Raw genomic sequence first — 11,845 nt, 5'->3', positions numbered from 1 at the left:
GCGCTGCAGTGGTCGTTGCGAACCAACCAAGTGTGCTATTCAGCTGCGCCTTATTAAGTCGCACCTGGCTATTGCTAGCAATCGCGGCTAGCTCTCGTCAAATGGGAGAAAAGCTGCTCAGCTTACTATATCCCGACCATCATTGGTTTTATGTCGGCTTAGCTTTAGGCGCACTTCCGCTATCTCGTCTTCTCTTGCCCAAGCTGTGGCAGACGGTCTCTTTAACGTTTCAGTTATGGGGGGTATTCGTGTTATTGCTGGCCGATATTCTCAGCCAGGCCTATTTAATGAATTTACATCATTGGCGATTTGAAGCGCTGAGTGCGCTCACACTGTGGTTGAGTTTGATGTTCGCTTTTATCGTAGTAAAAGCCGGATTAGAAAGGCAATAACCAGTAGTTATTGCCTTTCTAATAGAATCTTAAAGCCTGTATTTAGTGGAGCTTTAACTTCGGTCTTAATACCTGATTAATTCGCCCAACGAGCATCATTAATCCTGTTTTAAAATAACCATGTAAAGCAATTTGGTGCATCCGGTATAAAGAGATATAGACCATTCTAGCAATCCGCCCTTCAATCATCATAGAGCCTTGCATCAAGTTACCCATCAGTGACCCAACGGTAGAATAACGACTTAAAGACACCAACGAACCATGATCTTTGTACTCAAATTCAAGTAACGGTTTTTCTTCAAGCTGACGTAGGATGTTTTTGTAAACTAAGGAAGCCATCTGATGTGCAGATTGAGCCCTCGGAGGAACAAAGCCTTTCTCACCCAAGGCACAACTGGCACAATCACCTATCGCATAAACATTACTGTCACGTGAACTTTGTAGCGTAGGCCTAACCACTAACTGATTAATCCGGTTGGTTTCTAGCCCACCGATTTCTTTCATAAATTCAGGGCACTTAATGCCAGCCGCCCACACCATCAAATCGGCTTTAATTAACTCGCCATCTTTTGTCGTTAACCCTTCCGCAGTGGCTTCGGTAATCATGGTGCTGGTGCGAACATCAACGCCCATTTTTTGCAATTCTGAATGCGCTGACGAAGAAATTCTAACCGGTAATGCTGGCAAAATTTTATCACCCGCTTCAACCAGCGTAACCGCCAAACTTGAACTGCTAAGATTTGGTACGCCATAAGCCCGCAGTTGATCAAGCGCGTTGTATAACTCCGCCGATAACTCAACACCTGTGGCACCAGCCCCAACAATGGAAATTCTGACCTTTTCTCCCTGTTGTGATTCATCGCCTTGAGAATACTGCAAGAATCGATTTAACATTCGAGAGTGGAATAAATTGGCGCGACTCGGATTATCTAAGAAAATGCAATGCTCTTTGACACCCTTCGTATTAAAGTCATTGGACACGGAACCGATTGCCATCACTAAATAGTCATAGTCGATCTGCCGAGCTGGTAATACTTCCTGCTCCTCTTCGACCATGGCTTTTAGCGTCACCAACTGCTCTTCGCGATCAATATCAGCAACTTCACCTAATTGAAACTCAAAACCGTGATTGGCCGCATGAGAACGATAGCTTAAGGCATCGATTCCGGCATCTAGCGACCCCGTCGCGACTTCATGTAGTAATGGTTTCCACAAATGCGTTCTATTTTTATCAATGAGAACTATCTTGGCTTTACCTCGTTTGCCAAGTTTGTGACCCAAACTCGTCGCGAGTTCTAAGCCACCTGCGCCACCACCTACAACAACAATTTTAGTCATTCTTGCTTATTTCCTTCTCACAACTTGAAGTGTTTAGCGCTTTTTAAAAGGCTTTATCATTATGTACTACGCCTTTGAATAATCGCTCTGCTGCGTCATATTATACGTAATGAGAGTAGGATCACAAAAAAAAGGCTTATAAAAACGAGGGGGAAATGCCTCTATTCGCTGATCTCAATCATTTCATAGACGAGGTAGACTCCGCAATGACTTAATTAATTGTAAATGACGACTAATATCTTGAAATTTATGTGCTTGCTGGCTATCCCAAATAATCGGATAATAATCTTGTAACTCTTCAGCTGAAAGTTGGCTATCTAACACACCATCATTTTCAGACAACACAACCGTACAATTACCACGATTTTTGTCTCTAAACTCTGCAACACATTTAGTCGCAATATCTAAATACTCCTCGGGCCGCTCTATTTTGCCCTGCATGTTCCGCTCTGGGTGCAAATTCGGGTTAAACAAAACGGAGGGAATTCCACATAGATAACCAATCCGCTCACTCCAATACCCGCCTAAACCAACACCACAAATCACCACTTCCTCTTCAGCACTCAACATTAACTGTTTGTGGACTTCTTTGAGTAAGTGACTCATATCGTGTCGAGGATGAATGGTACTGTAACTGATTTGACGCACATCGCTATCGACAAACTGAAGCTGTAGTACTTTTTCATGGTTACCCGGACTTGTAGAATCAAAGCCGTGTAAATAAATAATCATGATGCGATTCCTTGTTTATATTCCCGCATGAATACTAAGTGTATTTAGTTCTCACTCAGTTCACTACTAATTTGCTGAATTTCTAGGGCGCGCGCAGCGATTTGTCGATATTGAGTCAATGCTGTGAGCTCCGACCAAGTCATAGGATAAGCTTTTGCTCGCAAGGCATCGGGGCGTGCAACCTGAGTATGTGGTAAGCCATCTAATAAGCGAATACTGGCATCTCGATCGTTGCAGGCCAAAAGGTAATCACAGCCTGCGGTCAAGGCTTGCTCGGCTCGTTGCACATGATCACCAGCAAGGGCTGCGCCCTGCATCGACAAATCATCACTAAATATAACCCCCTTGAAACCTAAATCTTTACGCAATACTTGTTGTAACCACCGCTTAGAAAATCCTGCGGGTTTATCGTCAACATCACTATAAATTACGTGTGCGGGCATCACTGCGTCCAATTTATTTTGACTAATTAAACGCCTAAATACACTTAAATCATAACGTTTAATCTCATCAAATGAGCGCGAGTCAGTGGCTTCAAAGTGATGAGTGTCTGCTTTAACATTCCCATGTCCGGGAAAGTGCTTGCCAGTTGCCTTCATCCCTGCGTGATGCATTCCAGAGATAAAACCACCCGCATCACTAACGATCTGTTCAGGGTTAGAACTAAAAGCACGAGTACCAATCACATCACTACAACCGTTGATATCCAGCACCGGAGCGAAACTAATATCAATATCGCAAGCTCTGAGCTCAACGGCCATTAACCAACCCAACTGTTCAGCCAGATCGACACTAGCCATCCTCAGTTGCCTTGCCCCTGCATCAATATCCCCCATCGCAGGTATGCAAGAAAACTGATGCCGAAAACGTTGTACACGTCCTCCTTCTTGATCCACAGCAATCAATAAATACTGTTTACTCGCAGCTCTTATTGAGCGAACCAGTTCAATTAACTGGGCACGCTCCTGATAATTACGACTAAATAAAATGACACCTCCCACAAGGGGATGCTGTAACATATCTCGCTCTTCAGCACTCAGCTCGGCGCCCAATAAATCTAAAAACAGCGGTCCCATCGGCTCGATACTCCTACCAGCCAAAGGTAGATTTAGTTTCAGCCTTACGGATCTCGGTTTCATCGGCCCATTCTACTAAACCAGTTTTAAGATCAAGTAAACGCATCGTCATCTTATAATAAACATCTTTGGTCTTTTTGTTGGTTTTAACAATACTCGCTAAGTTGCCATACAGCATATACTCTGCCCCGACTTGTTGACCGAACGCAATTGCTTTAGCGGGATCAACTAAACCACCGTCATTTTGAAAGTTCAACTGTTCACGCACTTGGTTCACCGTGGTCATATCTACAAATCGAAACTTACCTGACTGTAACAAGCGGGTACTGATAGTATCGCTAACAGATTCAGTATCGATATGCTCACTCGTTTTATTTTTTATTTTATCAACAAATACGATTGGCCGTTTGTTACGAGTTAATTCCGTTAATAAGGGCGACGCAACCATTGAGTCTGTCATTTGACCTGCAATTGTCTGTAAATCCGTAGAGCCAAAGGCCACATCCACCGTTTCTACGGCTTGCGGATCACCATAACTTACCTGGCTAGAACAACCACTTAGCATAAGGGCTGCCATCGAAACGGCTAAAACATATGTTTTCATAACTTATCTCTCTGTTATTGAACTTCTCTAACATAAACTTTGAAATGGTGGGCATTAGCAACTAACGCGACCGACTGAATCTGAACCTGTTCACGACCATGTAGAGTGAGCGGTGTCCATGCGGATCTCGCATCATTGATTTGAATATTATCGCTATCATACCAGTTGAATCGATATTGCAAACTCAAGTCGCCTTTAAATAAAGATTGAAGCGTTGCGATACCCAGTAGTCGATCGGCACTTTGAGTACTCCTCGCCTCTGTGATGGTTAACTTTCGTCCTAAATTTAAGTTATCAACAATCAGCCATTGTTTCCCCTCTGGCTTTTGTGAATTGGCTATCATACCAGATGTATCGGCAGTACAAGCCACCAGCAATAACGACAGCATTATCAGTATATATTTCATAACCAACTCCTCTTTTATAAGTTAAATAACTGAACTGTAGAACCAAGATCGTTGGTCAACACCAAGGTCACTCGACCTGGCCTTATGTTAACCGAAACTTCTGATTCACCCAGACCAGACATCGTCAATTTATGTTTTCCCACAGCAAACGGTTTAATCGCTATTTGCGCCAATGCTGGTAAGCTTTGCCAACTTCGAGTATCCGCTCGCTCAGACACTATATTGTATACATTTGCGAAAACATTCGCCCAATTCTCCCCTTTCTTTGCGTCGCCTTGGTTCACTTCTCGACGCAGCTGGTCTTTAGCCAGCACTCGTAAAATTTGCCGCACCAATACTGCAGGTAAATCTTGTTGTAGTTGCTTGGCAGCTAAAGCATCGATTTGAACTAATTGTTGCGTTGCAAAATCGTGTCCTTCCAAAGACAAAGCTAACGGGATCGCCAGTTGAGGTTTGGTAGAAATAACCGGAAGTGCCAAGGTATAAGTTTGCCAACGCTGCTGGTGATAGAGAGGTAAAGTAAAGCGTACTTCTTGCCTTGCAGCCACTATAGATTGTTCATGTAAAACAACGAGTAAGCCTTGATCTTCAGTCAGCGGCTGAGCTTTCAATGGGGTATATTGCTGATAATCACTCATCGCCAGTTTTTGCCCCAATCGAGCAACTTCAGCCTGCAAATAATGATTATTAGGCGCTAAAGCTAAGGCTTTACGATAATCAATATAGGCATCATTATCTTGACCCGCCGCCAAATACAAAACTGCAGACAAAGCATAACTAAGGCCGTTCTGATAAGCATTTGGAAGCGTTGTATCGGGACTGGGATATTGCTTCAACAGTTCATCGTATTGCTGTTGATAGTCTTGCAATTGCGTCTCTAAGCTCACTGGCTGTTCTTCCATCGCCAACTGCTGTAGTTGTCCTGCGCGGCGAATTTCAACCAATGCGGACTCCAAACCACCGCTATGCAAGTAATTAATCGCTTGATAATGGTGCAACATGACTTGTTCATACACTGGAATATGGTAGCGAATAAAATTGTCGTTGGTCGCTAAGGTAGAAAGCTGTTGTAAGCCTGTGGAAAGGCGATATTCGGCTTGACTCGATAACCATTTTAACTGTTGATCGACGCGACTAAAGTGTTGCTGACTCGCCTCAAAGTCTCCCGCTAAAAACAACATTCGACCAAGTTCCAACTGCTTTAAATAATAGCTATTATCCGTTACCTTTCCCTCTGCCAGTAACTCGGCCGCGTGTTCAAATTGTCCTGCGGTCAATTGATAACGACTCGCTCTTAACTGTTCAGAATAAGTGGTAAAAAGATCACTGAACACTGCTGTTGAACAACCAGTAACGAGCGCCGCAATAACAAATATTGCAATTTTCGGCCAAGTACACCGCAACTGGCTACGGCGGTCCCCAATGTTGCTATCGACACGCCAAAATTGATGCATTATTTACTATCCCAAATACCCAAATACAAATACTCGCAACATAGAATTAATCATGATGGAACATCAAGTCTATGATTCAATCAATATAAGCATTCTCGAGAATAAACCCTAAACTGTTCGTCTTTCGCTATGCATTTATGTTCCAAAGAACGAAGACAGACAAACTACTGAGAGAAAGCCTCTAGCTGAGCAGTCGCCCATCTATCCTATTGAAACAAAAAGCAATAATGACTAATTAATACAGAGGAACCAGATCACTTGGATTTTAAGTTCGTCGCAATATGTAGTAAAACACACCTACATATAACTCACTTATCAAGCTAGCATAAATTAACAGACGACAAATTGATAAGCAGTCCAAAGCCTATTTATAAACCATTTTTCGGTCCACGCCTAACCTTCGCGCCAATTTACCACCTCTCAACATCTAACCGGTGAATATTCCGACAATTTTTTCGCCTAACGATAGCAAACACTCAATTATCGAAGCTTTCTTTATCGAAGCTGATAAACAAAGGGTTTATCCGAGTAGAGTTGTGATCTGATACCTAGTATATCAGCACGAGTAAAGGCATAATTTTAATAAATAAAAAAACATAATAACTATAAATAGCTAGCAAAAAATTTGTCGAGGAATTATGAATAAAAAGTCAGCTCGCTTAGGCGTATCGCTCCAGTTTTATAAACACATATCTATTGTTCACCGAGTCAATATAGGTTTCGGTTTTTTAGTACTCATGATGGTGCTAACAAATGTCCTTTCCCTGCAAACGGGGAATCAATTCAAACAACAGTTAAATGTTGTTACCGAAGAAGCAACACCACTGGTACTGCAGAGCAGCGACTTTGCTGTTGATTTACTCACCGCGGATAAGTTTTTTAAAGATGCATTAACATCGACTAAACCTGATGCGATTAAAGTCAGTAGCAAAGCCTTTGAACAGAGCGAACAAGAGTTCGTTTCTTCACTTGCAACCTTACGCAAGATGGCTCAGGGGAATAGCGAATTAGGCTCTCATTTAGATTCCTTAAGCAACCTGGATGAACGTTACTTTCAAGTTGCCAAGCAGGTCATGGCAGATAACATTAAATATCTAGCTGATTTGCAAACAGTAAAACGCAGTACCAATCAGCTATCAGTCATGCTGCCTCAATTGAAGAAAAATTTGTCAGATAAAGTCGTTGAATTAGATGACGATTATATTCGCTGGGCCTCTGAAAGCTTTCTCAATGCGATGGTAGTGATCGAATTGAATACCCTCGATGGACTCAATACCAGCGAATCAGAAAAAATTGCAGTGATTTTGCAACGTAATCAAAAGTTGCTTAAAAACTTCAACTCAGCCAATGCCGATCTTGAGGATGAAATCCCAGACTTACGCAACGACATGGGCCATCAAATCGATCAATTTATTAAAGATACCACTGCAAAGGATGGTGTATTAGCCCAGCACTTAAAAGTCTCACAAGACAAAGAGGCAATTTCACGCCGAACCGACGAAACAGCGTTGCTGATTACCGAAGCCATCGAACAACTCACCAACATTAATCAAATCGCCAATAAATTGGTTGACGAAGCGTCGGCCAATGCGAATACAATGCTAGCGACCAGTCGGCTACGATTATATATCGCAATGGCAATCGTTATCCCTTTAGCCTTCTTGGTTGCCTGGAATGTAGCAAGTGCGATTAAAGTACCCTTGCAACTACTACTTAAAACCTTGAAATCTGCGGCTGCAGGTAATATGACTGAAACCGTCGATTATCAAAGTAGTAACGAATTTGGTCAACTTGCGGATTCAGCGAATAGCATGATGAAACAGATGCGATCAGTACTGCACGATATTAGCGAAGCTGCCGAAAGCTTATCCAATGTATCCCAAGGAAACTCAGTGACGTTGCATACCGCGACCACCGAACTCAACAATCAACGGCAAGAAACTGCGTCGGTCGCAGCCGCAATGACTGAAATGGAACAATCGGTTCGTGAAGTTGCCCAGAGTGCCAATATGACCCTTGAAAAAGTGATGGAAGTAGAGGCTGCGGCCAATTCAGGGCGCTCTGTAATGAGTAACAATATAACCACCACCCATCAGTTATCAGAGCGACTCGACGATAGTAGCGCGGTAATTGGTGAGGTAGATGCAATGAGCAACAATATTGGTTCAATCTTAGATGTGATCCGAGGCATCGCCGATCAAACCAACTTGCTAGCGTTAAATGCAGCTATCGAGGCAGCAAGAGCTGGGGAACAAGGGCGCGGTTTCGCTGTCGTCGCCGATGAGGTTAGAGTTCTGGCCCAAAAAACGACGAATTCAACCACCGAGATTCAAACCATGATTGAGAACTTACAAAAAAGTGCACAACGCGCAGTCACAGTCATGTCTGAATGTTCTTCAGAAATGCAAGCCAGTATTGATCAAACTTCTGATGCAAATGGAGCAATGGAAGAGATCCAAGGGATTATTACTCAAATTTCAGATATGAGTAGTCAGATCGCCGCTGCCGCCGAACAACAACAAGCCACCGGAGCTGAAATTTCTGCGAACCTCAATAGAATTTCAGACATTAGTGACGAAAACTATGAAAGTATTGAAATCGTGGCGAGCACCAGTGAAGAACTAGGTGGATTAGCTCAAGAGCAAGATGCGTTAGTCAAACGATTTACTTTATAACGCCGCTCTATGACACTCAAAGCGCCTATCAACAGGCGCTTTTTATTTACCATGACGAACCATGAACCTCTGAAATAGCGCCTTTCCCAACTCCTTCATAAGCAATTACTTCAATTGAATGTTCTGGCATCGCGGCAGACAAAGTACTTGCAATATAAGCGGCCAAGTTCTCAACAGTTGTCTCGCAGGGAAGAATATCAGTCTCATGTTGGGGTAATACCAACTCAAAAAAACCCTGTGGAGATTGATATGCAAAAGCATAGTGCTTTTGCCAATTTTGAGCCTGATAAAAGCTTATATTGCTTGGCTCAATTTGGTCAGCTTTGCTCGCCAAATATATATTTCGCCACTTCATCGCCCAACTTGTTGCTAAGTCCAAATCTTGCTCACCGTCAACCATAATTTCGAGAGTCGAACGGTGCCCATGAGCGATCCGTTGACAATTACCGTCATGCTTTTTTAAGCCATGAGAATAATGATAATAAGGTCCATCGATCGCTTCATGGCGTAATTTAACTTTTAAATCTTGAATATTCGAAGGTAGCTTTTGTAAAATGATCCGCTGTACATAAGTAGTCAAAGCATCGTTGGTCACTTCTAGAGTGTCAATAAACGCAAACGCTTGAGTAGGACAACGCAGCTGGATGCTTCCACCATTTGGCCGCGCAAAATCAATATGAGTATAACCATTAAGGGTTTCGGTTTTGCATAAAGGTGACCGCTGAGGCACTAACAACTTATGATCGACTTCCTGATCAATGAGTTGCTTGATTAGTTTCTTCACTTGGCCAAAATCTAACAACATATCCATATCATTCAAAGCGCCAGCTAATTCTATGTCTACTAACCAACTTTCTCCCACTAAACCACGGTCTGGGCACAGGTAGGTGGAGTCGATTACGGTCAAATCTTTTACAAACAATTTCATCAGAACTTTCCATATTAACCAAGGTCGCTAATTATAACCGTAAGCTGCGCTAATAGTCCGTTTGTTACACATTTCTCATCAGCACTAAAACACAAACACGATTTATATGATATTGTTATAAGATTATCAAAATATACAGAACCAGCCGTGGAACCGATTTCCCCAGATTTATTAGCTGAATTCAATGCCCTGCCCTGTCAAACCGAGGTCCATTTACAAATTCCGACGGCCACAAAACCCTTGCGTTTACGTAGTCGTTTAATCGGAATTGAACCTGGTATGTGTTTGATCCTTTCGAGGGGAATAGATCAACAGTGGGAAGCCGCTAAAGAGAAAATTCGAGAAGGTCAGTCGATTGTGATTCGCCTAGTTAATCAAGGCGATCCTAACGCGACCATTTTTGCTTATCGAGGCAATATATCAAAACTGATGAGTAGTGTTGGCCGATGGTTGGTGGTGGATTACCCTCGTCGGATCCAAAAAATAAGTTTGCGTCAGCATAGCCGCATGCCCATTGCCTTAGCTAGCACACTACTTTGTCAGCACCAAGCACAGACGTCGTTTCATGGGGTCCTAAAAGATTTATCACTTAATGGAGGCGGTTTTGTTTGTGAGCCAATCCCATTACCTTTGAGTTCATTGCCTTTTAAATTACAACTAAACCTCGATAATAATCCAAGCATCAGTATTGATGCGAGTATTTGTAATCAACACTTAGAGCAAAGAACACCTGAACGTCTGCACTATGGCTTAACCTTTAACGCCAAGAACGCCGAAAAGAAAAATTTTGTTCAAATGGCATTACTGGAAATGATGCAACGCGAGAATAAAACCAACCCATAAAGCCAAATAATAGCAATCTGATTAATGATATGATCAACTTGTTGCGCAGAATAAACCTGCCGATAACGAGGCATGAAGTGCAGTAACTCGTGGCTCTAATTACAAAATACGTAAGCCAGTTAGCGATGATTTAGGCCCGCAAGAATCAACAGATAATGAGTTAGATTGACTATAAATTAAACGCTTATAAAAAAAGCGACCGAAGGGCCGCTTTGCTATTACTGGTCAACTTCTAGTCTTTGTTGTACTTAGCAGTACGTGGGAACGCATTGCCTTTACTATCAAACAAGTAACATGCTTTAGTTGGCAAGCCAACACGAAGATCATCACCATTGTTAGATGGAAATTCGCTACGTGCTTTAAAGGTGAAATCAAAGCCTTTCACGTCCATATAAACGTAAGACTCGGAACCTAAATGCTCGGCAACTACAACCGTACCTGTAATGAAGTTCTCTGCATGAGCATGGGTATCTTCTACCAAGTGCTCGGGACGACAACCTAACTCAACCGTATCGCCCATTTTAGCTCGGGTGGTGTCAATTGCAGCACTAATGATGTCACCTGTCACCAATTTTATTTTGCTTTCTTGCTCACCGACTTCAATCAGCTTACCTTCGATAAAATTCATTTTAGGTGAACCAATAAAGCCAGCAACAAATTTATTGGTCGGATTATGATATAGCTCTAATGGCGAACCATATTGCTCCAAATTACTGGACGCATTTGGCTCTAGAGGGCTAAGGACCACAATCTTATCCGCTAACGTCATCGCTTCCACTTGATCATGAGTCACGTAAATAATGGTAGATTGAAGTTCTTTGTGTAACTTCGCTATCTCGATGCGCATTTTCACTCGAAGCGCTGCATCTAAGTTTGACAAAGGCTCATCAAATAGGAACACTCCTGGCTGTTGGACAATACAACGACCAATAGCAACACGTTGGCGTTGACCACCACTTAATTCTTTAGGTTTACGGTCAAGTAAAGGGTCTAAGCCCAAGATATCTGAGGCATTAGAGACACGTTTTTCAATAATCGCCTTATCGACTTTCTTCAATTTCAGACCGAAAGACATATTCTCACGTAAATCCATATGTGGGTATAAAGCATAAGACTGGAACACCATACCAACATTACGTTCTACTGGCGGTACGTCGTTCATATAGTTGCCGCCAATCTTTAACTCGCCGCTAGTGATATCTTCAAGTCCGGCAATCATTCGTAATAAAGTTGATTTGCCACAACCTGACGGACCCACAAACACCACAAACTCACCATCTTTGATATCTAAGTTAATGTCACGCAAAGTGTCTTGGTGAATACTCGGATCATAGTTTTTACGTACATTGTTTAAAATTACATCAGCCATTATCAGCTCCAAACTGAATAAAGCGCT

The 11,845-nt window shown here is 42.5% G+C and carries 11 protein-coding genes; 3 read left to right on the top strand and 8 right to left on the bottom strand.

All coding sequences use genetic code 11. From position 1 onward, the window contains the following. Window positions 1-8: 8 nt before the first annotated feature. The gene (locus ACRRS0_RS09625) at window positions 9-392 is read left to right on the top strand and encodes a DUF2919 family protein (RefSeq protein WP_432453421.1); all 384 of its coding nucleotides are present in this window, start codon (window positions 9-11) and stop codon (window positions 390-392) included. A gap of 42 nt (window positions 393-434) precedes the next feature. On the opposite strand, the gene ACRRS0_RS09620 is transcribed toward ACRRS0_RS09625, so the two are convergent. The 6 genes from ACRRS0_RS09620 to ACRRS0_RS09595 all read right to left on the bottom strand — a co-directional run bounded on the left by ACRRS0_RS09620 (window position 435) and on the right by ACRRS0_RS09595 (window position 6,003). Further along, a complete protein-coding gene (locus ACRRS0_RS09620) occupies window positions 435-1,730 on the bottom strand; it encodes an NAD(P)/FAD-dependent oxidoreductase (protein ID WP_432453422.1) in 1,296 nt (431 codons plus the stop codon). A gap of 183 nt (window positions 1,731-1,913) precedes the next feature. Continuing rightward, the gene (gene ycfP, locus ACRRS0_RS09615; protein ID WP_432453423.1) at window positions 1,914-2,462 is read right to left on the bottom strand and encodes an alpha/beta hydrolase YcfP; all 549 of its coding nucleotides are present in this window, start codon (window positions 2,460-2,462) and stop codon (window positions 1,914-1,916) included. Window positions 2,463-2,506: 44 nt separating this feature from the next. Further along, window positions 2,507-3,538, bottom strand: a complete 1,032-nt coding sequence (gene nagZ, locus ACRRS0_RS09610; RefSeq protein ID WP_432453424.1) for a beta-N-acetylhexosaminidase — start codon at window positions 3,536-3,538, stop codon at window positions 2,507-2,509. Window positions 3,539-3,551: 13 nt separating this feature from the next. Next, window positions 3,552-4,142 (bottom strand): penicillin-binding protein activator LpoB, encoded by a 591-nt coding sequence (lpoB, locus tag ACRRS0_RS09605; protein WP_432453425.1) that lies wholly within the window; start codon window positions 4,140-4,142, stop codon window positions 3,552-3,554. A gap of 14 nt (window positions 4,143-4,156) precedes the next feature. Continuing rightward, window positions 4,157-4,549, bottom strand: a complete 393-nt coding sequence (locus ACRRS0_RS09600; RefSeq protein ID WP_432453426.1) for a YcfL family protein — start codon at window positions 4,547-4,549, stop codon at window positions 4,157-4,159. Between the two features lie 14 nt (window positions 4,550-4,563). After that, window positions 4,564-6,003: a COG3014 family protein gene (locus ACRRS0_RS09595; RefSeq protein ID WP_432453427.1), complete on the bottom strand. Its 1,440-nt coding sequence runs from the start codon at window positions 6,001-6,003 to the stop codon at window positions 4,564-4,566. A 638-nt stretch (window positions 6,004-6,641) separates the two neighbouring features. On the opposite strand from ACRRS0_RS09595, the gene ACRRS0_RS09590 reads away from it, so the two are divergent. Continuing rightward, window positions 6,642-8,678: a methyl-accepting chemotaxis protein gene (locus ACRRS0_RS09590; protein ID WP_432453428.1), complete on the top strand. Its 2,037-nt coding sequence runs from the start codon at window positions 6,642-6,644 to the stop codon at window positions 8,676-8,678. A 46-nt stretch (window positions 8,679-8,724) separates the two neighbouring features. Here the strand turns inward: ACRRS0_RS09590 and ACRRS0_RS09585 are convergent, their stop codons facing one another. After that, window positions 8,725-9,606, bottom strand: coding sequence for a 6-carboxytetrahydropterin synthase (locus ACRRS0_RS09585; RefSeq protein ID WP_432453429.1), 882 nt, complete (start codon window positions 9,604-9,606; stop codon window positions 8,725-8,727). 147 nt (window positions 9,607-9,753) lie between these two features. Between ACRRS0_RS09585 and ACRRS0_RS09580 the strand changes: the two genes are divergently transcribed. Beyond that, window positions 9,754-10,449 carry a PilZ domain-containing protein gene (locus ACRRS0_RS09580; RefSeq protein ID WP_432453430.1) on the top strand — a complete coding sequence of 232 codons (696 nt, stop codon included), beginning with the start codon at window positions 9,754-9,756 and terminating at the stop codon, window positions 10,447-10,449. Between the two features lie 232 nt (window positions 10,450-10,681). On the opposite strand, the gene ACRRS0_RS09575 is transcribed toward ACRRS0_RS09580, so the two are convergent. Further along, window positions 10,682-11,818 (bottom strand): ABC transporter ATP-binding protein, encoded by a 1,137-nt coding sequence (locus tag ACRRS0_RS09575; protein ID WP_432453431.1) that lies wholly within the window; start codon window positions 11,816-11,818, stop codon window positions 10,682-10,684. Between the last annotated feature and the right edge of the window lie 27 nt (window positions 11,819-11,845).

Origin of the sequence: Agarivorans sp. QJM3NY_29 (genome assembly GCF_050870835.2) — a bacterium.
GTDB lineage: Bacteria > Pseudomonadota > Gammaproteobacteria > Enterobacterales > Celerinatantimonadaceae > Agarivorans.
This window is presented reverse-complemented; position numbering and strand designations above follow the sequence as displayed.

Coding starts and splice junctions, on each gene's coding strand:
- ACRRS0_RS09590 (WP_432453428.1), top strand. CDS start 6,642: ATGAATAAAAAGTCAGCTCGCTTAGGCGTATCGCTCCAGTTTTATAAA.
- ycfP (WP_432453423.1), bottom strand. CDS start 2,462: ATGATTATTTATTTACACGGCTTTGATTCTACAAGTCCGGGTAACCAT.
- ACRRS0_RS09620 (WP_432453422.1), bottom strand. CDS start 1,730: ATGACTAAAATTGTTGTTGTAGGTGGTGGCGCAGGTGGCTTAGAACTC.
- ACRRS0_RS09600 (WP_432453426.1), bottom strand. CDS start 4,549: ATGAAATATATACTGATAATGCTGTCGTTATTGCTGGTGGCTTGTACT.
- ACRRS0_RS09595 (WP_432453427.1), bottom strand. CDS start 6,003: ATGCATCAATTTTGGCGTGTCGATAGCAACATTGGGGACCGCCGTAGC.
- lpoB (WP_432453425.1), bottom strand. CDS start 4,142: ATGAAAACATATGTTTTAGCCGTTTCGATGGCAGCCCTTATGCTAAGT.
- nagZ (WP_432453424.1), bottom strand. CDS start 3,538: ATGGGACCGCTGTTTTTAGATTTATTGGGCGCCGAGCTGAGTGCTGAA.
- ACRRS0_RS09585 (WP_432453429.1), bottom strand. CDS start 9,606: ATGAAATTGTTTGTAAAAGATTTGACCGTAATCGACTCCACCTACCTG.
- ACRRS0_RS09575 (WP_432453431.1), bottom strand. CDS start 11,818: ATGGCTGATGTAATTTTAAACAATGTACGTAAAAACTATGATCCGAGT.